A 21721-nucleotide genomic window follows, 5' to 3' on the forward strand; every position below is an offset into this window, starting at 1 on the left:
TTTTACCAAGCTAATGAAATTTGAATTACAACATACCGATCCGAAGTCGAATGCACGTGCCGGTCTGATCACCACGGACCACGGACAGATTGAAACTCCGATTTTTATGCCGGTGGGCACACTGGGCAGTGTCAAGGGCGTTCATCTGCATGAAATCAAGGATGACATCAAGGCACAGATCATTCTGGGCAATACGTATCACCTCTATCTGCGTCCGGGACTTGACATTATCGAAGGTGCCGGAGGATTGCACAAATTCAACGGATTCGACCGCCCGATGCTGACTGACAGCGGTGGTTTCCAGGTATTCTCACTCTCCGGAATCCGTAAGCTGAAAGAAGAAGGCGTGGAATTCCGCTCGCACATCGACGGCTCCAAGCATCTCTTTACGCCCGAACGCGTGATGGACATCGAACGTACCATCGGAGCGGATATCATGATGGCCTTCGACGAATGTGCTCCGGGAACATCCGATTACAACTATGCCAAGCAGTCGATGGAACTGACGCACCGCTGGCTGGACCGCTGCCTCGTCCGATTCAATGAGACGGAGCCCAAGTACGGCTACCAACAGTCGCTCTTCCCGATTGTACAGGGCTGTGTGTATCCCGACCTGCGACGCCGCTCGGCAGAATACATTGCCTCAAAGGGTGCCGACGGAAATGCGATCGGCGGACTGGCAGTGGGCGAACCGACCGAAAAGATGTACGAGATGATTGAGGTTGTCAACGAAATCCTGCCGACCGACAAGCCACGCTACCTGATGGGCGTAGGTACTCCGGTCAACATTCTGGAAGGAATCGAACGCGGAGTGGACATGTTCGACTGCGTGATGCCTACACGCAACGGACGCAACGGTATGCTGTTTACCAAAGACGGTATCATGAACATGCGCAACAAGAAATGGGAAAACGACTACGCTCCGATAGAGGCAGACGGCGCATCGTACGTAGACACCATGTACAGCCGTGCCTACCTGCGTCACCTCTTCCATGCCCAGGAGCTGCTGGCCATGCAGATTGCGTCTATCCATAATCTGGCATTCTACCTGTGGCTGGTCAAAGAGGCCCGCAAGCACATCATTGCCGGCGACTTCTCGACCTGGAAGCCCATGATGGTAAAACGCCTTTCTACCCGACTGTAATCAAGACACCTGAGACATGAACAAAGAGTTTTTCAAAACCAAATGGCTGAAGAGACTTGACAGGTATATCATCGTCAAGTTTCTGGGAACTTATTTCTTCGCTATCGCATTGATTATCTCCATTGCGGTGGTATTCGATGTAAATGAGAATATCGACCATTTCATCAACAATAAGGCTCCGCTGAAGGCTATCGTATTTGACTATTACCTGAACTTCATTCCGTATTATACGAATCTGTTCAGTCCGCTCTTCGTCTTCATCGCCGTGATTTTCTTTACCTCGAAGCTGGCGGAGAACTCCGAAATCATTGCCATGTTCTCTACGGGCATGAGCTTTAAAAGAATGATGTTCCCCTACATGGTTTCGGCAGCCATCATCTCGGTGGTGACGTATGTGCTGGGAACGGAAATCATCCCGACGGGAAGTGTCACCCGACTGCAGTTTGAAAAGGTGTACAAGAACAAGAAATCGGCCGATTACGTCCGGAACATCCAGCTTGAGGTAGACAGTGGAGTCATTGCATACATGGAACGGTATGAGGACTACAACAAGACGGGATACCGTTTCTCGCTGGATAAGTTCGAGGACCACAAGCTGGTGTCTCACCTTACGGCACGACGGATTACCTACGATACACTGACTTATCATAAATGGATTGTCAAGGACTACATGATCCGTGAAATGAAGGGCATGCGTGAATACATCACCAAGGGAGACCGGCTGGATACCATCATCAACATGGAGCCGCAGGATTTCCTGATTACCCGCGGACAGCAGGAAACCATGACAAGCCGCCAGTTGAGCGAATACATCTCCAAGCAGAAACAGCGCGGATTCGCCAATATCAAGGCGTTTGAGGTTGAATATCACCGACGGATTGCCATGTCGTTTGCGGCCTTCATTCTGACGGCCATCGGGGTTTCCCTCTCCTCGCGCAAGGTGAAGGGAGGTATGGGACTGCACCTGGGTATCGGACTGGGACTGAGTTTCTCCTATATCCTGTTCCAGACCATTTCGTCGACCTTTGCACTGAACGGAAACATGTCGCCTGCACTGGCCGTATGGATTCCGAACATACTCTATTTGTTCATTGCGATATACCTGTATAGAAAGGCTCCGAAATAAGGATTACGTGGCCTTTATACCTTATACCAACAAGCCGGTCTGCATCTTTCTGCGGAAAGCATGCAGACCGGCTTGACAGTTTATGATAAGCGGATTGATTCTCCAGGCAGACTTATTTCCACAAAGACCAGAGATCGGTTTCTCCCCAGTACCACTGGACATCCCCGGCAATCACGTTCTTGTAACGGTACAAGGAGGCCCCTGTCTCCACCCCTTTGGGAGTCAGTATCCGGGCACAGGAGCCGCAAGTCTCGGAAGGTGAAGCTGCCGGATAATGAAACTCATATCCCTTCAGGGACTCTCCCTGAACGACGGCTGTACGGTAACCCGAATTCAGGCGCGTGCCGGCCATGGTATAATCCAGCGGGAAGATACCGGCCATCTCGTAAGCCGTCCCACCGGGACGAACGGTCAGCGAACGTGCAAGCAGCAGCGTGCCTCCCCCTTCAGCCAGAATCTTTCCTCCGGCCTCCGCATAATCACGCAATTGCTGCATCAAGCGCTTCCTGCGGTGCAGCTGACGGGCAAAGAGTTCCGGAAAACCTCCGGGAAGATAGACCAGATCGGCTTCCGGAAGGTCACTTCCATACACCGGGCTGAAAAACTTGAGTTCCCCCATCGCCGACCACCGGTCGAGATGCTCCCGGAAGAGGAAGCAGCATGCAGGGTCACGGGCTACGGCAATCTTCAGCGGCTTTTCCCACATCGGCTTCATGGGCTCCTCATCGAGTTCGGAGGTAAAAGGCAGGGTATAGCGGCAAGGGAAGATACGGGTGCAACGGCTTTCCAGCCGGTCCAGTGCAATGTGTTTCTCCAGGACATCGGCGATACGGTCAATCTGTTCGTTCATGGATTTCCTGACCGACAAGGTGATTCCCGAATGACGGGCAGGCATCTTCACCTCGCTGATTACAGGAACGTATCCCAGACATTCCAGTCCCGCATCCGTACAGGCCTCACGCAAGACCGCATAATGCGCCACAGAGGCAACCTGATTGAATATAACCCCTGCGATACGGACCTGCGGGTTAAACGCCTTGAATCCATACAGCAGCGGTGCCACAGAGTATGAGACAGCCCGCGCATTGACCACCATGACCACCGGGATACTCAGCAGAGAGGCAATCTCCGCACAACTCCCCTTCTGAAGGTGGTAGCCGTCGTATAACCCCATGGTGCCCTCTACCAGACAGATATCGGCACGCTCTCCGTAACGGTTATACAAATGCTGGACATGACCGGAAGATGCCAGCCAGCTATCCAGGTTGACCGAATCATTCCCGGAAGCCAGTGCATGATATTGCGTATCAATGGAGTCAGGGCCGCATTTAAAAGGCTGCACCTTTATGCCCCGGCGCTGCCACACCCTCAACAACCCCAATGCAATCGTTGTCTTTCCGCTCCCGGCAAAGGGAGAAGCTAGCAAAAACTGTGGTTTCATTCATTTAAAATTTTCCCGCAAAGATAGGTATTTCGACGATAACAGCGGTATAATCGGGCACTTTTATCTGCATTTCCGTGCAAGTATATCGCATCAAGTCGGGAGGAGATGTTTGGTCAACTTCCATTCTTTTTGTACCTTTGTTTGAAATCGTCCGAAGGCCAATCAGGGTACAGACAGGCTCAGAGAGGTTTCGGACTGATTTCCATACACTTCTAACAGCAAAAAACGAAAATAGATGAAAATACGATTTATGAGCCTGGGCAGCGGCAGCAGCGGCAATTGTTATTATTTGGGGACCGAGACATACGGATTATTCATTGATGCAGGCATCGGCATCCGCAGCATAAAAAAAATCTGTAAAGAATATAACCTACCGCTGGAGACGATAAAGGGCGTATTCGTGACGCACGACCACGCAGACCATATAAAGGCCGTCGGTCACCTGGCGGGCAAATACAACATCCCCATTTACACCACGCCGGAAATCCACCACGGAATGAGCCGGAGCTACTGCATGACCGAAAGAATCAGTGAGGCAAACACCCGCTTTATCCATAAGGAGGAGAGCCTGCAGATAGAAGACTTTACCATCACCTGCTTCGAGGTGCCTCACGACGGAAGCGACAACGTAGGATACTGCATCTCCATTGACGGAAAGGTATTTTCTTTCCTCACCGACATCGGACACATTACGGAAACTGCCGGCAAGTACATCGGCTGTGCCAACTACCTGATCCTGGAAGCCAACTACGACGAAAGCATGCTGCAGATGGGGCCTTATCCTGCCCATCTGAAAGCCCGGATTGCAAGCCCTACCGGACACATGAGCAACCGGGAGATGGCCGAGTACCTGGCCAACCATTTTCCGGAAGGCCTGCAGTACCTGTGGCTGTGCCACCTGAGCAAGGACAACAACCATCCGGATCTGGCCTTCAAGACTGTAGAACTGGCACTGAAAGAGAAAAACATCATTGTAGGAAGGGATGTTCAGGTCATTCCGCTGAAACGGACCTCACCCTCTGAAATCTATTCTCTGTAAGGCTGCGGACAAGTCCGCAAAGACGGACAGAACAAAGCAAGTCCTGAACCGGAAGTCACTCAAAAAAGAATATCCCCTTATAAATCCGGATTCACTCAGAATCGACGAATTTATAAGGGGATATTTGTATTTGGATCCGGATACTGCAAAGTGTTCCGCATGCCGCTTAAACAAACAGGAACGGCTCTACAATGGACCTATCGGTCAAGCCTCCTGCCACGAATGGAATCACTTCACCCATCCTGTCCCGCCGATGAACCATTCATCAGCATTTAATCTTCAGTTCATCCAGGATACGGCGCATCTCCTCGAAGGTAGTAATGCGTGTCGGTACCAAAGGCAGACGCAGACGGTTCTTGATCATTCCCATCATATTCAGCATGGCCTTTACACCTGCCGGATTACCGTCGACGAACAACAGCTTGAACAATTCCGTAAACTTATGATGGATATCCAGGGCACTGCTGTAATCCCCGGCCAGGGCCAGACGGGTCATGCGGCTGAACTCACGCGGAAAAGCATTTCCGATTACCGAAATGACACCTACGGCACCCAAAGTAATCAGCGGGAAGGTGATACCGTCATCTCCGGAAATCACGTCGAAATTCTCCGGCTTGTTCTTGATGATATCATCCATCTGGGTAATGTCTCCCGAAGCCTCCTTGATGGCCACGATGTTCTCGAAGTCGCGGGCCAGACGCAAGGTAGTAGCGGCAGTCATGTTGACTCCCGTACGGCCAGGTACGTTATACAGCACCACCGGCAGTTTGGTAGCCTCAGCAATGGCCTTGTAATGCTGGTAAATGCCTTCCTGAGAAGGTTTATTGTAATAAGGGACGGCAACCAGTACCGCATCCACCCCTGTAAAATCATCGTTCTTCAAGGTATCGACCACTGTCTGCGTACAGTTGCTGCTTATTCCCAACAGGATAGGAATACGTCCGTTAACGCGCTCTATGACAAGTTCCTTAATCTTTTTCTTTTCCTCAGCAGTCAATGTCGGTGTCTCGGCAGTAGTTCCCAGCACACACAGGAAATCGGTCCCGTTCTGTACCTGATACTCTACCAGACGTATCAGGGAATCATAGTCCACACTGCCATCTTCATTGAAAGGAGTAATCAAAGCTACTCCCATTCCTTTCAATCTTCTTCGTATCATAAGTTATATTATATGCTTAATAGGATATGCAAAAATATAAATATTTTCTATTTTTAATAATGAATTTTTCTATTTTTTGCTTTTCAAATATTAGTTTGAAAATTATCGGAAGTCCTCAGAGCCACTTTCAGGCCTCCTGAATCATCTTCAGGAATTCGTCTTCCTCCACCAGGCGGATACCCAGTTTCTCTGCCTTCTCCAGTTTGCTGGGGCCCATATTGTCTCCCTTCAGAATAAAGGAAGTCTTCTTGGATATGCTTCCCACGTTCTTTCCGCCATGCTTCTCGATCAGCGCCTTGTATTCATCGCGCGAATGGTGCTGGAACACCCCGCTGATTACGATAGACTGACCGGCAAGGTTGTCGGTATATCCGCTTCTGTCTTCCTCATCGGCCTCCATTTTCAATCCGGCTTCCTTCAGACGCGCCACCAGCTGACGGTTCTTTTTGTTCGAGAAATAAAGCAGAATGCTTTGGGCAATGCGCGTTCCGATTTCATCAATCTGTATCAGGTCTTCCAGAGTAGCGGCCGCCAGCAGGTCGATGGAAGGAAAGGCACGGGCAATCTTCTTGGCTACCGTCTCGCCTACGAAGCGTATTCCCAGGGCAAACAACACGCGCTCGTACGGCACTTCCCTGGAACGGGCCAGTCCCGCCATAATGTTTTCGGCCGATTTCTCTCCCAGACGCTCCAGACGGGCGATGTCCTGGCTCTGCAACTGATACAGGTCGGCCACGTCGTGAATCATCCCTTCCTGATAGAACAGGTCCACCGTTTCCGGTCCAAGGCCTTCAATGTTCATGGCACGCCGGCTGATGAAATGCTCTATCTTGCCCTTGATCTGAGGCGGACACTGGGTTTCATTCGTACAGTAATGGGCAGCCTCATCCTCGTAGCGTACCAGCGGACTGCCACACTCCGGACAGTGGGTGATGAACGTAACCTTCTCACTGCCGGCCGGACGCAGGGAGGTTTCTACTCCCGTAATCTTCGGGATAATCTCACCGCCTTTCTCTACATACACACTGTCTCCGACGTGCAGGTCGAGAGAAGCGATGATATCGGCATTATGAAGGGAGGCACGGCGCACCACGGTACCCGACAGTTGTACCGGCTCCAGATTGGCCACAGGAGTAATGGCTCCCGTACGACCGACCTGATACGTTACTTTCAACAGGCGGGTAAGGGCCTGTTCGGCCTGGAACTTATAGGCAATGGCCCAGCGGGGGGACTTGGCGGTATAGCCCAGATTTTTCTGCTGACGGAGCGAATTTACCTTCAGTACGATGCCGTCGGTGGCTACCGGAAGGTTCTTGCGTTCCACGTCCCAGTAATTGATAAAATCAAATACCTCCTGCAGGGAATGCACCTTGCGGGTAATGTCGGAAATCTTGAATCCCCATTTTTCCGCTTCCTTAAGGTTCTCGTAATGTCCGTCGCAGGGCAGATTGTCTCCCAGCAGGTAGTACAGGTAAGCATCCAGCTTACGGGAAGCCACCTGAGCCGAATTCTGCAGTTTCAGGGTACCCGAAGCTGCGTTGCGTGGATTGGCGAACAACGGTTCCTCCCGGCTTTCCCGTTCCCGGTTCAGTTCCTCGAAAACCACCCAGGGCATCAGGATCTCTCCGCGGATTTCAAACACATCCGGATAACCCTCTCCGTGCAGTTTCAACGGGATGGAACGTATCGTCTTCACATTGTCGGTCACGTCATCCCCCTTTGTACCGTCACCACGTGTCACGGCACGCACCAGTCTGCCATGCTCATAGGTGAGGGAAATGGAAGTTCCGTCAAACTTCATTTCACAGCAAATCTCGAAATCCTCGTTCAGTGCCTTGCTCACCCGTTCATAAAATTCCGTTACCTCGGCCTGAGAATATGTATTGCCCAGAGAGAGCATCGGGTATTTATGTTCGATCTGCGTAAAGTTCTTGTTGATGTCGCTTCCCACCCGCATTGTAGGAGAATTCTCATCCATGTACTCCGGATGACGTGCCTCCAGTTCCTGCAGTTCCCGCATCAGGTCATCAAATTCCTTGTCCGAAATTACCGGAGCATTCAACACGTAATAATTATAATTATGAAGATGAAGTTCTTCACGCAATTGGTCAATTCTTTCTATATCTGTCATAGCATACATATGATGTTTCATGCAAAATTACGAAAAATGTCGGGCATACGGTATGTGGTGCAGCGGAATCTTTGTACTTTTGCAAAAAATAACAAGAGATTATGAGAATAGATATTATAACCGTTTTACCGGAAATGATAGAGGGCTTTTTCAACTGCTCCATCATGAGCCGCGCGCAAAAAAAGGGAATTGCAGAAATCCACATCCATAATTTAAGAGATTATACCCAGGACCGCTACCGCAGGATAGACGACTATCCTTTCGGAGGATGTGCCGGCATGGTCATGAAGATAGAACCGATCGACCGCTGTATCTCGGCACTGAAAGCGGAGCGTCATTATGACGAGGTGATATTCACTACGCCCGACGGAGAGCAGTTCAACCAGAAGATGGCCAACTCTCTTTCACTGGCAGGCAACCTGATTATCCTGTGCGGACACTTCAAGGGAATCGATTACCGTATCCGCGAGCATTTCATCACAAAAGAAATCAGTATCGGAGACTACGTACTGACCGGAGGAGAACTGGCTGCGGCAGTCATTGCCGATTCCATCGTGCGCATCATCCCTGGAGTAATCTCCGACGAACAGTCGGCCTTGTCCGATTCGTTCCAGGACAACCTGCTGGCTCCGCCTGTATACACACGTCCGGCAGAATACAACGGATGGAAGGTGCCCGATATCCTGTTGTCGGGTCATGAAGCCAAAATCCGGGAATGGGAATTCCAGCAGTCACTGGAACGCACCCAGCGGTTGCGCCCCGACTTGCTCGAAGAAAAATAAGTCGGAAGACCAAGGAAAGGCAAGCATCAAAAAAGATTGACATTCCCCTCGCTCCTGACTGCATCAGGAAGGCAGTAGAGGGGAATAAAAAAATCATGCATGAGCGAAGGTTGCAGAAACGGGTTCTGATGAAGAACCGCATTTCACACAAGCCGTCCGACTCATGCATGATTTTTATTTGTAAATATATTTAACCAACATCTTACGATACGAATCAGACTTCCAAGGCTCCGATAATATCGCGCACAGAAGAGTAACCGTGACGGTCAAGATAATCATTGATACCTTCAGCTACCTTTACAGTAATAGCCGGATCGATAAAGTTGGCAGTACCGATCTGAATGGCTGTCGCACCTGCCAGCAGGAATTCCACGGCATCCTTCCAGTTCATGATACCTCCCAGTCCGACTACCGGAATCTTCACCGCCTTGGCTACCTGCCATACCATGCGCAGGGCAATCGGCTTGACTGCCGCACCGCTCATACCACCGGTAACCGTAGACAGTATCGGCTTGCGTTTTTCCGCATCAATGGCCATTCCCAGCAACGTATTGATCAACGACACACTGTCTGCTCCGGCACCTTCCACCGCACGGGCAATTTCGGTAATGTCTGTTACGTTAGGAGAGAGTTTTACGATCAGTGTCTTGTCGTATACCTTACGTACTGCACTCACCACTTCGGCAGCACCGCTGGCTGTGACTCCAAAGGCCATACCGCCCTGCTTTACATTCGGACAAGAAATGTTCAGTTCAATGGCAGGAATGTGTTCCAGTTCATTGATGATACGGGCAGTTTCCGCATAGTCCTCAATCTGCGATCCCGATACATTCACGATCATGTTCGTGCGGATATCCTTGATCTGCGGATAAATGTGCTCAGCAAAATAGTGTACGCCCTTGTTCTGCAGTCCCACCGCATTCAGCATCCCCATAGGAGTTTCTGCCATACGCGGATAAGGATTTCCCTCACGATGGTGGAGTGTAGTACCTTTTACTATAATGCCTCCAATCTTTTCAAGATCTACAAAATCCTGAAACTCCAGACCATATCCAAATGTACCCGATGCCGTCATGACCGGGTTGGACATTTTCAAATTACCGATATTTACACTTAAATCTGCCATAACAATTTCTTTATATTAAATACAGGACCTTCCTTACATACACACACATGACCTTCATCGGTCTTCTCTACACAGCAAAGACATGCACCTACACCACATGCCATTGTATTCTCCAGAGACACCTCGCATTCAATCTGGTTGGCATGCGCATACTTGGCCACAGCCATCATCATCGGTTTCGGACCACAGGTATAGATCATATCAAACTGACGTTCCTTCAATATGCTGTGCATGGTTACATAACCCTTTTCTCCCATGCTTCCGTCTTCGGTTGTCGTATATACCTCACCGAAACGTTCAAAGCTGTCGAGCTGGAGCAAGTCGTTCTTGGAACGGGCTCCCAAAAGGAATACCGGCTTGCATCCCATCTTCAGCAAGGCTTCTCCCAAATACAGCATCGGAGCAGTTCCCACGCCTCCGCCTACCAGCAGCACCTTCTTTTCGGCCGACTGAGGAAGTGTAAATCCGTTACCCAAAGGCAAAACCACGTTCACGATATCACCCTTCTGTACGGTTGCCAGTTTACGGGTACCGTCGCCCACCAGCTGCACCAGGAACCATACTTCATTAGTTTTACGGTCTACATAATTAATAGAGATAGGACGTCTCAGGAAGGTAGAAGCAGAGCCGTCTATCCGGATCTCAGCAAACTGTCCGGGAAGCATTTCGGGAAGAGGAGCTTCCTGAGTCAGTTTAATCAACACATAGTTTGCATGCAAACGAATGTTTTCAGTAACTGTCAAATCTAATATGTACTTTTTCATAAAAAAATTGGGTAAATTCATTCTTTGCGGACAAAGATAACGAATTTACCCCAAATATACGGAGTTAGATAAAATTTCTCCATACTTTCCCTCTTACCGTCTGCGCGGGAGAGACATCATCCATGCTTTTCAGGCTTGAAGACCTCGTAAGTCCCGTTATCGAAGAAAATTCTTATTTCAGTGATTTTCGGATGAGGCTTTTCGATGTACTTAACAGTCTCTCTGTCAGTAGGGTTAGAAGGATTATACCCATTTTCAAAGCCCCTGTCATTCTCAAAATCAAAATTCACCGACACGGGATGCATATTTTCCGAATTCTGAGACACTTGCGAGGGGAGGGCCTCCTCCATCTCACCCTCACCATAAAGCAACCAGTACAGATTGATCTCCGGATATGCCTTATGAATACGCATGACCACTTCAAGGCTGGGCTTGTTACGGCCATTGAAAATATGAGATAACGAAGAAGTGGAAATCCCTATCTTCTCGGCAAATTCCGCATTACTCACTCCTTCTCTTTCCATTATCTGTAAAATTCGATCTTTCATTTACAATTGGCATTATATTTTCAGTAATACAAATGTAAACATTATTATTTACATATACAAATTTACATTTATAAAAACTAATTCATATATTATCTTTTCATTCTTTACATTTGTAATAGCCACAACCGTACACATTTGTAAATGTATAAAAATAAATTAAGATATTCACTTTAACGAATTCCTACAAATAACTGATTATATCAATATTATATATTATAAAATAAAAGAAATCCGAGAATTAGCGAACATTTGGCACATTCTCCGATTTTCCTTTAAAGTACTACCTATATAATAAACTTTACTAGACTGGTTTACAAATTATTAATCATAATCTTTCCATGCGGATATTATTTCATTTACATATGCGAATTTTACATCTCTATAATTACACCAAAAAAGAGAATTATTTCCAAAAATAGATAAAATTTACATCTGTATCATCTTTCTATTTACATACATACAAAACAAGGGAAATAACAAATGTAAATCGATACATTTATACATAAGAAACGAAGAAAATTACGAAATCGCCTTAATTTTTCACTGCCCCCACTTTCTCCTGCAACCTTTGCTGCCACTCCCCCACCATCCTTTTATCACGACCTCTACCCTTTTGATCCGGATATCGGATCGGGAAGCCTGAAGTTCATCGGACCGATGGTTCGCCGGACTTTCTTCAGCCAGCCTTCAGCTTTTCCTTTTTTCTCCCCGGACACCCCGTTTTACCCGCTTTCGTGAGATTTGAAAATTCACGGATAAAAGCACACTCGCTCTCAAATTCTGCAATCTCATTGCTGTCCATGAAGCCCCCAAAAAAACATCAGTCAAAACGCCATTAAAACAACCGTTCCTTCCACCGTTCTTCCGGAGGTCTCCGAATTCCCTGATGCCCTCTTTTCATCACCGGAAGGACGAAAAAAATCAGGAGGAAAGACAGCCTTTCATATCCGTCTTTCCTCCTGACCTTAGTCCAATCTTCTTTCCCTATGGAAAAGAAAAATCAATGCAGGATCACATACACCAATTCCTTCAGCAAATCCCCATCCGACATGGACGAGTTATCGATACCTTTCGATTTCGCATCGCAGGTTCTGATAGCCTCAATAATCTGCATAACCTTTATTCCTTTGTAGCGCCTCATTGCCGCCATATACTCACGCGACTGCCACGGCGAGCGAAGTCCCAGCTGTGCAGCAATACCCTGCTCCGTTTTTTCGGGAGCATAATACGCCAGCATCAGGTTCGAGAAGAAATTAAACAGAACCGCCAAGGTCAGCTGCAATGGATTATTCTTGGGATTATCGTTAAAATATTTTACTATCCGATTAGCCTTGAGCACATCCTTTTCAATCAGTGCGCTTCGCAATTCAAAATTATTATAATCCTTGCTGATGCCGATATTCCGTTCAATCTGCTCAGGAGTAATCCGGGTAGCCCCCGGCGGAAGCGTGATAATTAATTTTTCCAATTCTCCGGCCAGACGGTTCAAATCCGTACCCACAAACTCCGCGATCATTTCCGAAGCCTTGGGTTCGATTTCCACCTTCTTCCGCTTCAAGAAAGAAGAAATAAAGCCCGGAAGCTGCGTATCCTTGAGTTTTTTGGATTCAAACAGCACCCCTGCTTTTTCGATTTCAGCCGTGATTTTTTTCCGCCGGTCCAACGTACCGTGCTTATAACAGAACACCAGAATGGTAGACAACAAAGGCTTCTGCAGGTAATACACCAGGTCTTCCATCCCTTTCAGTCCCTGCGCCTCCTTCACTACGATTACCTGATGTTCCGACATCATCGGATACCGTTTTGCCGCGTTGATCACCCCGGCCATATCCGTATCAGCCCCGTACAGAACCGTCAGATTAAACTCCTTTTCGACCTCCGACAAGACTGTATCCATGATATAATCCGAGATCCGGTCAATATAGTAATCCTCTTCCCCCATCAGAAAATAGACAGGAGAATACACCCGGTTCTTCAGATTACGGACAATCTCTTCGTAAGTTATTTCCTTAGCCATTATTCCAGTTACCAGTCAAATTTCAGATGCTTAACCGTCTTCTTCTCGTCTACAATCATCCGCAGCGCATCGATACCGATCTCGACATGTTCGTGCACGTATTTCTTGGTCACCATCGAGTCACTCTTGTCGGTTTTCACACCCTCCGGAATCATCGGCTGATCGGATACCAGCAACAGCGCCCCGGTAGGAATGTGATTCGCAAAGCCCGTAGTAAACAGCGTAGCCGTCTCCATATCCACGGCCATTGCGCGGGTCTTGAGCAGATACTCCTTGAAGTTGTCGTCATGCTCCCAGATACGGCGGTTGGTCGTATACACCGTACCGGTCCAATAATCCCGAGAGTGGTCACGGATGGCCGAAGAAACCGCACGCTGCAGCATAAATGCCGGCAAGGCAGGCACCTCAGGCGGATAATAATCGTTCGAAGTACCCTCACCACGGATGGCCGCAATCGGCAGAATCAAATCCCCGATCTGATTCTTCTTGCTGATACCCCCACATTTACCCAGGAACAGACAAGCCTTCGGATGCACCGCACTCAACAAGTCCATGATAATCGCCGCATTGGGACTACCCATTCCGAAATTAATGATGGTAATTCCCTCGGCATGTGCAGAAATCATATTGGCATCACGGCCCAGAACCGGAACGTTAAAACGTTCGGCAAATATCTCCACATAGTTATTAAAATTGGTCAGCAAAATATATTCACCGAAATCCTCTAGTCGACGTTTTGTGTAGCGTGGCAGCCAGTTAGCCACAATTTCTGCTTTCGTTTTCATAATCTTTTCGTACTTTTGTGTAAAATAACAAGTATCTATTATTGCAAATTTAATAAAATGTTAGCATTAAACTTACCAAGTTTCCCACTTAAAATCACCAATAGAGAAGGAAAAAGATACATTTTCGACACTTTACGCAAAAAATACGTCGCCCTGACCCCCGAAGAATGGGTCCGGCAGCACTTCACCCACTACCTGCTTGCTTACAAAGGATACCCCCAGGGACTCCTTGCAAACGAGATTCAGATCAACCTGAACGGCACCCGGAAGAGATGCGACACCGTGCTGTACCGCAGAGACCTTTCGGCCCTGATGATTGTGGAATACAAGGCTCCCAGCGTAGAGATTACCCAAGCCGTCTTCGACCAGATTACCCGCTACAACATGGTCTTGCGCGTCAAATACCTGATTGTCACCAACGGGCTCCAGCACTACTGCTGCCGGATAGACTACCGCACACAGACGTATACCTTCCTGCCCTCGATTCCTGATTATCCGTCACTCGAAACCGAATAAACAGTACCGGCCTCCGTACGGCTTTTACAGGCCCAGGCAGACACAGGCCGGAACAACAAAGGAGCATCCGCTGCCCATCCTGCGATGCAAGCAGCGAATGCTCCTTATTTATGCTACTATCTACGGAAGAATCCCCCGCAGCTTCTTTCATTCCACGCCCGGAATTACTTGATTTTAGTTTCCAGATGCTTTTCTGCAACCACACCTGCCAATTCAGGGTCGATCATGATACGGCCACAGTATTCGCAAACGATGATTTTCTTTCTCATACGGATATCCATCTGCTTCTGAGGCGGAATCTTGTTGAAGCAACCGCCACACGCATCACGCTGTACGTAAGTGATACCCAGTCCGTTGCGTGAGTTCTTGCGGATACGCTTGAAAGCCTGAAGCAAACGAGGTTCGAAAGTTGTTTCCAGGTTCTTCACCTTGTCTCTCAACTTTTCTTCCTCCTGTTTGGTTTCCGCTACGATCTCGTCAAGCTCGTTCTTCTTCACTTCCAGGTCCTTCTTTCTTTCTTCCAGTGCATGCTCGCTCTTCACGATATCCTCTTCCTTCGACTTGATGGAAGCCGTATATTCACGGATACGCTTTTCGCAGAGTTCCACTTCCAGGCTCTGGAACTCGATTTCCTTGGTCAGCACGTCATATTCGCGGTTGTTGCGCACATTATCCTGCTGAGCCTTATACTTTTCGATAGAAGTCTTTGCCGTTTCGATCTCAATCTTCTTGGCAGCTACATTCGACTTCAGCTCCTCAATTTCCGACTTGATTTTCTCGATACGAGTACCCAAGCCTTCCACTTCGTCCTTCAAGTCCTGAACTTCCAAAGGCAGTTCACCTCTCAAAGTCTTGATTTTGTCGATTTCAGACAACATGGTCTGCAACTGATACAGTGCTTTCAGTTTTTCCTCAACGCTCAATTCGCTCGGATCTTTTTTTGCTTCTTTAGCCATAAACGATTACAAATAATTAATTGGATTCGTATTTACGGAGGTCATTTCCACCTTCAGTCCCGGAAATACATCCTTTATAATTGAATAAAAAATTTCCTTGGTATACTGTTCACTCTCATAATGACCGATTTCGGCCACCAGAATGTCTTTCTCGTAATTGAAATACTCGTGGTACTTCACCTCACCCGTGAGGAACACATCGGCACGGCTGGCTACGGCACGCGGCAACAGAAACGCTCCGGATCCCCCGCACAGGGCCACAGTCCGGATCTTCCGGTCCTGAAAACGGGAATGTTTCACACAGCCCACCTCAAACAGGTCCTTGATACGGCCCAGAAACGCCCTTTCCTCCTCGGCCTCAGGCAATTCACCGACCACTCCGGCACCCACCTGACTCCATTCATTCTGCAAAGGATAGAAATCATAAGCCGGTTCTTCATACGGATGCGCCTGTATCAGGGCGGCAGTCACCTGCCTTCTCAGATAAGCCGGCAGAATGGTCTCTATCCGCGTCTCGCACTCCTCGTGCACCACTCCCTGCGTACCGCAGTACGGATGCGTACCTTCTCCGGCACGGAACGTACCCTTTCCTTCCACGTTATAGCTGCAGGAATCATAATTGCCGATACATCCGCAGCCCGCCTCGAACAGCGCCTTACGCACCTCGTCGGCCCGGTCAGCCGGAACAAAGGTCACCAGCTTGAGCAACGCCGCTTCCTTCGGTTCCAGGATACGCACGTTCTTCAGTCCGATCTTCTCCGCAATCTTATAGTTCACTCCCTGCGGAGCATTGTCCAGATTGGTATGCATGGAGAAAATCACGATATCGTGCTTGATGGCCTTCATGATACAGCGTTCCACATAGTCACGCCCCGTCAGCGACTTATATCCCTTAAAAATCAGCGGATGATGCGACACAATCAGGTTATACCCCCTCTCGATGGCCTCATCTACCACTGCTTCGGTCACGTCCAGACACAACAAAGCCCCTGTAGCTTCCGCGTCTGTCAATCCTACTTGCAGTCCGGCATTGTCAAATCCGTCCTGCAATGGCAGAGGCGCGAACATCTCAAGGGCAGTTACAAATTCCTTAATTTTCATGTTACGCGAAAATTTATATGCAAAGGTAATAAAATTCCGACAAACAAAAAAGCGAATCGGCACGAAAAGCGATAAAAATCACAGATTGCGGGAGGCCCGGAAAGGGCTTCCCGCAATGCCATTGGTCCGGACTTCCAAATGTCTTTGCTTCGGATTTCCTTTCACCGGAACGCTCCGGGAACACTCACCCGGCTCTTCATTCTTCCATACAATACATAAGCCACGATGCAGCAGGTCGTCAGTATCTCCGACAATGCAAGTGCCAGCCATATTCCCTTAGCCCCCAGTAGCAGAGGCAGTCCCATAAAACTCGGAACAAGGAAGACCAGTCCCCTGGCCAGCGCAAAGCAAACGGACGGCCTTACCCTCTCCACACTCTGGTAATACCCTATGACGGCCAGATTGATAATAAAGAAGACAAAGGCCACAGAAAAATACGGGAAGCCTTCCACCGCTATCCGGGCAGCCTCTCCCTCACCGGCAATGAAGAGCGAGACCAGCCACTGGGGACAGCACGTAAACATGGCAGCCACCACCGCTCCGCACACCAGCGCCGTCACGACGGCAATCCGCTCCGTATCCCTGCCCCGTTTGTACAGTATACATTCGTTTGCTATTCCCCATTTTCGCATAAAAAAAGCCGGATAAGATGATGGAACAGTCCACTCATCTTATCCGGCCCTATCTTTAGCCCTCCGATGCGGATAAAATCTTTTATCAACTCTTTCTGTTGATTACGGACGCAAAAATGGGTCTTTTATGCGACATATACAAATTATTTCCGTCTTTTTTTGTTCCGGCACTTCGGCATGTCATCCGCATCCAGGGTTATCCCGTTGAGGCTTCCCCCGCTCACCTTTCCACAATCGGCCTACTTGAACACATACCAGTTGCAGCCATAAGGTGGAATTTCAATTTCCAGCGTAAGCGAATAGTCCCTGTTCAACGACCTCTTCACTTTGTTCCCCTTCGAATCATGCACCCATACCTGGCCGGTCAGTCCCGTATAATACAAAGGAACACTGATCACCCTCCGGACCGCTTCCGGCAGGGGATTATAAACCATCAGCAGTCCTTTTTCATCTATCGACGGATTCACATGCACAAAACCATCCCAGTCCGTACCGTCCGGGCGCCTCAGGTGCACCAGGTCCGAATCCAGAATCTGCCGGTGAGCCTTGTAAAAGTCAACCCACTTCTTCACAACCGCTTTCGTCTCAGGAGCATCAAACAACTGCGGCCCTCTATAGCACGCAATCACACCCGCTCCAAAATTATTGGCCAGACGCATCTCATAATGCGGCAGATGCTCCTTCAAAGGCTCAATCGTAGCCGCTTCTCCACCTCCATGATATTCCACCAGAGGCACCATCATCCATCCCATTGAAGGCGTCTTGAGCCATGTTCCGTCATAAATATTCTGCCGCTCGATGATTTCCTGCTGCTTGCGGGGCAGAGACCAGTTGGCCTCCCTGTATCCCATAGCCGTCTTGTTCTGTCCGTTCATGAAATACCAGTCGGGAATATTCAAGAAGATACCTTCCGACTTACAGTCCTGATAGAACTTCTTGATTTCCTGATACTGCTTCCATTGCGAGTCGGCCAAGCCCTTATGTCCCGGATGAGTAGTGGCAGCACACTCATCTCCCGGGTAACTGCCGTCATGTTCCAGAATATCCTGTCCCGTCACCTTGAAATAATTTCTCAGCTTATGCAAATACTCCTGTCCCCACCGGCTTTCCACACAGGGAGAAGCCCCAAACTGCGGAGTATGTCCTTCAGGCATCACCACGTCGTTTTCCGGGTCGATGCTGCGGCTGGCCAGGAGCGAATAACCTCCGAGCGCAATCCCTTTTGAATGTGCATAATCGGCCAGTTTCCTCATCCTTTCCAGGTTCTCCGCACTGTCATCCTCCAGATTCACCCCACTCCAGAAGGTCATGATGACCATCTCAAAGCCTACTTCCGCACACTGGTCGATGGCCTTTCTTACCGAGGCATCGTCGGCATTGCGCACATGCATGAAAATCGGGTTCTCAGCCGTCCACGGAGCCGCAACCCGATACATTTTCCTGATCTGCATCGTCTTGCGCTCACGGTCCCAGGTATCGTGAAACAGTTCCCAGATCCGGTGACTCGAGAAAACCTCTCCCTTGCCCACACTCTCTGCCAGTCCGTATTCCGGATAGCTTTCCAGCAGACAGGGAGTCTTCATGAGCCAGTCGACCTGCGTATTGTACAGCGGGTCCTTGTTCCAGTGTACATGACGCTGATACATCTGATTGTCCCTCGCATCCATCAGGTCCTGCTGGTTGGCATGGGCAAAGTCCGATTCCACCGTGATGTTCGGCGTCATGAAACTCTTGTCGAAAACAGCAGTGTTTTCGGGTTCCATTACGGCCAGGATCTCACTCTTGTACGAATCGAGGCACAGGGTATCCGAAGAATGGTTGGCCAGCGTAAACCATTTGCTGATCAACGGAATACCGTCATAAATTTCATAATGCACATCCACCTCCAAAGACTTCCAGTAATCCAGACCGGCCGTTCCGTTTCCCTGCTGCAGTCCTCCCAGGACAGTCAGCGCATCCATCCGGCAACGCCCCGGCCTTCCCTTCTCACCGGCTTCGGTATTCCCACCACCGGCATCCATTTTTCCGATTCGCACACAGCGGGAAACCGCCCCTTGAGGCAGAGACACCTGCTGCAGCTCCGTCCATTTTACACCGTCATAAGAAAAACTGCTGGTCAGTGTATTCCCCATCCGCTGCATCCGGATATAGACCGGTACTCCCGGACGATAACCCGAAAAGTCGGTTCCGTGTTCCAGGCCGGTACCTGTCATCCCGAACTTCCCATCTGAGGTGCGTAAATAACACTTTATATATCCCTTATCAAACACCCACGCAAGTCCCGGTCCCCAATGAGACGACTTGTCCGTACCCGGATTGATCCGGGCAATCAGCACTTCCGCATTTGCCGGCAAGTCCCGTTCTGCATAGGCACAGGTATTGGAAGGAACGAGAATCTCTCCGACCTTCCCTTCGTTTTCAAAGGCATTGGCCTTATTGGTTGCTGAGGTAACGACCTTCCATCCCTCCGGCAGGGTTTTGGTAAAGTCCGCGTCCACCACCTTCTGCCGGTTCTGGTCGGAAATCAGGAAGCGTTCCCACCGTCCGACAAGCGCCTCGTCGGCCCTGTACTTCAGAATCAGTTCCTTTCCCTTCGGTGGCCAGACCGCATTTCCCGATATCCACCCCTTGCGAGGTTTCCAGGGGAAACGTGCGGCAATCGGCCGGACTTCATAGCCCGCGTATTGCAAGGCCATCGAGTCCCTTTGCATATCCGCCAGCCATTCGGGCAATAAATAATTATGGACCGGCTGCCCCGACAAGCCTCCCACTCTCACCGGCAGGGAATCCATGCACAGTTCAACTTCGGGACGGACCGAACGCAGCAGTCCTTCCCCTGTCATGAGGTTGTTCAAACGGACGGTCGTACCTTCCTGAAAGACCCGTTCCACCAGTCCGTTACTCAAAATCAACTGATTATTCTCCTGATACACCCTTGCCTTAAACCCGTCCGGATGCAGCATCCAGTCTTTGTCCGATTCTCCTGCAGAAGCGAAGACTTCCACCGAACCGATCAGACACAATCCCCATAGGATAGTCCATTTTTTCATAGCCGTTTTTCTTTAATAGTTGCTTAAACCCATAGATTAAGATTCACATTTGACAAGACCGGTGCTCAACGTTTCTTCATGCCGTAATACCGGATGAATATGCATCCGCAGATGAATGACCGGCCCGGATTCATTATATCTATACCACTATGCAAGTTAAGCAAAATTTCTCAATATGTGCAAACAAAAGACCGGCAATTAAGTACCTGAATCTGCCTGCCCCCTTGACATATCCTTATGAAAACAGGAAACGCCTGTCTATCTGCAGTGCAGGCACATACAGACAAACAGGCGCTCCATGCCAGTCTTCATCATCCGGACAATGGTCGGAGCCGATGAAGTAATTCTTTATTACAATCTGATTATCAATTATTTACAAAGAAATACGTTCCAGGTCATCAGGAACGAAGACACGTCCCTTAAACTCCCCTGCCGCTTCTTCGGTATATTTCAGTTTCCGGGTATCCAGCGTTTTATCCTCGGTGTGATAAAGTACCAGGTGCTTCACCTTCAGCCCTTCGGCCAGGCGTCCCGCATCCATGGCCGTACTGTGATGCTTCTCGTAAGGCTTGAAGCGGTCGCGGTCGGCATACAGGCAGAAAGCCTCACACAAGAGCCAGTCGGCTCCCTCCACCTCACTGCGGTTGCGCTCGTTGTATGGCTCGTCTCCCAGGCAGACCAGCCGCTGTCCGTCGGGCAGGTACGCACGGAAACCAAACTGCTTTTCCTTTGTCGAGAAGATGTCAAACGCCTTGAATTTCAATCCGCAAGCCTCAAATTCCTCACCGTCCTTCACCTCACACAGGTGGATTCCCACACCCAGGCGGGCCACAATCTTTGCGGGCAGTGTCATGCGGCAAATCCAGTCGATTACCTGCAGGGCCTTGTCGTGCCCCCACACCCGCAATTCTCCTTCATACTTTCCCTGCTGCATCTGCTGCGCCACGGTACGAATCATCCAGATAACTCCCAATACATGATCGGTGTGTGCGTGGGTTACAAAAATATCGTGAATGTCAGTCACGGCGATACCGGCCTTTTCCAGTTGTACCAGAATTCCGTTTCCGCCTCCCGCATCCGTCAGCAGTATTCCCCTGTCTGTACGCAGTGCAAAACAGGTATTGTAGCAACGGGTCACGGCTGCATTCCCCGTGCCCAGCATAATCAATTCAGTCTGTCTCATCGTTTTATTCAATCGTTTTCATTGTCCGCCCCGGTTTGTCTGACGCATAAGCCACCGGCACATCTGCCCGTTCTCATTCAGGCAAAATCCTGCGGTACGGCATCCATTCTGCCTGCTGAAACGGTCATTTTCTCTCCCCGTCTCAAGGATAAAAAGGATGCCCCACGTCCTTCCTTCGGTTCACGGCACTGATTCAATAATCCACGCTTCAGATTAAT

Annotated in this window: 18 protein-coding genes; 5 read left to right on the forward strand and 13 right to left on the reverse strand. The window is 49.3% G+C overall.

What is annotated here, in order from left to right; translation table 11 throughout:
* The first annotated feature begins 13 nt into the window (after positions 1-13).
* Entirely contained in the window at positions 14-1144 is a 1131-nt protein-coding gene (gene tgt, locus H3001_RS01405; RefSeq protein WP_181213884.1) for a tRNA guanosine(34) transglycosylase Tgt, read from the forward strand.
* Between the two features lie 16 nt (positions 1145-1160).
* Positions 1161-2270 carry an LptF/LptG family permease gene (locus H3001_RS01410; RefSeq protein WP_181213885.1) on the forward strand — a complete coding sequence of 370 codons (1110 nt, stop codon included), beginning with the start codon at positions 1161-1163 and terminating at the stop codon, positions 2268-2270.
* A 112-nt stretch (positions 2271-2382) separates the two neighbouring features.
* On the opposite strand, the gene H3001_RS01415 is transcribed toward H3001_RS01410, so the two are convergent.
* Positions 2383-3711 (reverse strand): cobyrinate a,c-diamide synthase, encoded by a 1329-nt coding sequence (locus H3001_RS01415; protein ID WP_181213886.1) that lies wholly within the window; start codon positions 3709-3711, stop codon positions 2383-2385.
* Between the two features lie 238 nt (positions 3712-3949).
* Between H3001_RS01415 and H3001_RS01420 the strand changes: the two genes are divergently transcribed.
* Positions 3950-4753: an MBL fold metallo-hydrolase gene (locus tag H3001_RS01420; RefSeq protein WP_181213887.1), complete on the forward strand. Its 804-nt coding sequence runs from the start codon at positions 3950-3952 to the stop codon at positions 4751-4753.
* A 265-nt stretch (positions 4754-5018) separates the two neighbouring features.
* On the opposite strand, the gene dapA is transcribed toward H3001_RS01420, so the two are convergent.
* Positions 5019-5912: a 4-hydroxy-tetrahydrodipicolinate synthase gene (gene dapA, locus H3001_RS01425; RefSeq protein WP_181213888.1), complete on the reverse strand. Its 894-nt coding sequence runs from the start codon at positions 5910-5912 to the stop codon at positions 5019-5021.
* A gap of 127 nt (positions 5913-6039) precedes the next feature.
* Positions 6040-8043 carry an NAD-dependent DNA ligase LigA gene (gene ligA / locus H3001_RS01430; protein WP_181213889.1) on the reverse strand — a complete coding sequence of 668 codons (2004 nt, stop codon included), beginning with the start codon at positions 8041-8043 and terminating at the stop codon, positions 6040-6042.
* Between the two features lie 101 nt (positions 8044-8144).
* Between ligA and trmD the strand changes: the two genes are divergently transcribed.
* Complete coding sequence (trmD, locus tag H3001_RS01435) at positions 8145-8825, forward strand: tRNA (guanosine(37)-N1)-methyltransferase TrmD (protein ID WP_178245522.1); 681 nt, start codon at positions 8145-8147, stop codon at positions 8823-8825.
* Positions 8826-9039: 214 nt separating this feature from the next.
* Here the strand turns inward: trmD and H3001_RS01440 are convergent, their stop codons facing one another.
* From H3001_RS01440 to H3001_RS01460, 5 genes are all read right to left on the reverse strand, one after another.
* The gene (locus H3001_RS01440; RefSeq protein ID WP_178245520.1) at positions 9040-9951 is read right to left on the reverse strand and encodes a dihydroorotate dehydrogenase; all 912 of its coding nucleotides are present in this window, start codon (positions 9949-9951) and stop codon (positions 9040-9042) included.
* Entirely contained in the window at positions 9939-10715 is a 777-nt protein-coding gene (locus tag H3001_RS01445) for a dihydroorotate dehydrogenase electron transfer subunit (RefSeq protein WP_181213890.1), read from the reverse strand. The genes H3001_RS01440 and H3001_RS01445 overlap by 13 nt, the downstream gene beginning before the upstream one ends.
* Positions 10716-10831: 116 nt before the next feature.
* Complete coding sequence (locus tag H3001_RS01450) at positions 10832-11263, reverse strand: helix-turn-helix domain-containing protein (RefSeq protein ID WP_178245516.1); 432 nt, start codon at positions 11261-11263, stop codon at positions 10832-10834.
* 1000 nt (positions 11264-12263) lie between these two features.
* Positions 12264-13280: a DNA polymerase III subunit delta gene (holA, locus tag H3001_RS01455; protein ID WP_178245514.1), complete on the reverse strand. Its 1017-nt coding sequence runs from the start codon at positions 13278-13280 to the stop codon at positions 12264-12266.
* 8 nt (positions 13281-13288) lie between these two features.
* Positions 13289-14065 (reverse strand): AMP nucleosidase, encoded by a 777-nt coding sequence (locus H3001_RS01460; RefSeq protein ID WP_178245512.1) that lies wholly within the window; start codon positions 14063-14065, stop codon positions 13289-13291.
* 57 nt (positions 14066-14122) lie between these two features.
* Between H3001_RS01460 and H3001_RS01465 the strand changes: the two genes are divergently transcribed.
* Positions 14123-14581 carry a type I restriction enzyme HsdR N-terminal domain-containing protein gene (locus tag H3001_RS01465; RefSeq protein WP_181213891.1) on the forward strand — a complete coding sequence of 153 codons (459 nt, stop codon included), beginning with the start codon at positions 14123-14125 and terminating at the stop codon, positions 14579-14581.
* A gap of 164 nt (positions 14582-14745) precedes the next feature.
* On the opposite strand, the gene H3001_RS01470 is transcribed toward H3001_RS01465, so the two are convergent.
* From H3001_RS01470 to H3001_RS01490, 5 genes are all read right to left on the reverse strand, one after another.
* The gene (locus H3001_RS01470) at positions 14746-15537 is read right to left on the reverse strand and encodes a zinc ribbon domain-containing protein (RefSeq protein ID WP_181213892.1); all 792 of its coding nucleotides are present in this window, start codon (positions 15535-15537) and stop codon (positions 14746-14748) included.
* 6 nt (positions 15538-15543) lie between these two features.
* A complete protein-coding gene (locus H3001_RS01475) occupies positions 15544-16638 on the reverse strand; it encodes a Nif3-like dinuclear metal center hexameric protein (protein ID WP_181213893.1) in 1095 nt (364 codons plus the stop codon).
* Positions 16639-16799: 161 nt separating this feature from the next.
* A complete protein-coding gene (locus H3001_RS01480) occupies positions 16800-17270 on the reverse strand; it encodes an MATE family efflux transporter (RefSeq protein ID WP_181213894.1) in 471 nt (156 codons plus the stop codon).
* Positions 17271-17509: 239 nt separating this feature from the next.
* Positions 17510-20320, reverse strand: coding sequence for a hypothetical protein (locus tag H3001_RS01485; RefSeq protein ID WP_181213895.1), 2811 nt, complete (start codon positions 20318-20320; stop codon positions 17510-17512).
* Positions 20321-20693: 373 nt separating this feature from the next.
* On the reverse strand, positions 20694-21503 hold the full coding sequence (locus tag H3001_RS01490) for an MBL fold metallo-hydrolase (RefSeq protein ID WP_181213896.1): 810 nt from the start codon (positions 21501-21503) through the stop codon (positions 20694-20696).
* Positions 21504-21721 lie beyond the last annotated feature (218 nt).

It is taken from the genome of Phocaeicola faecicola, assembly GCF_013618865.1.
In the GTDB taxonomy this organism is placed as follows: Bacteria; Bacteroidota; Bacteroidia; order Bacteroidales; family Bacteroidaceae; genus Phocaeicola; species Phocaeicola faecicola.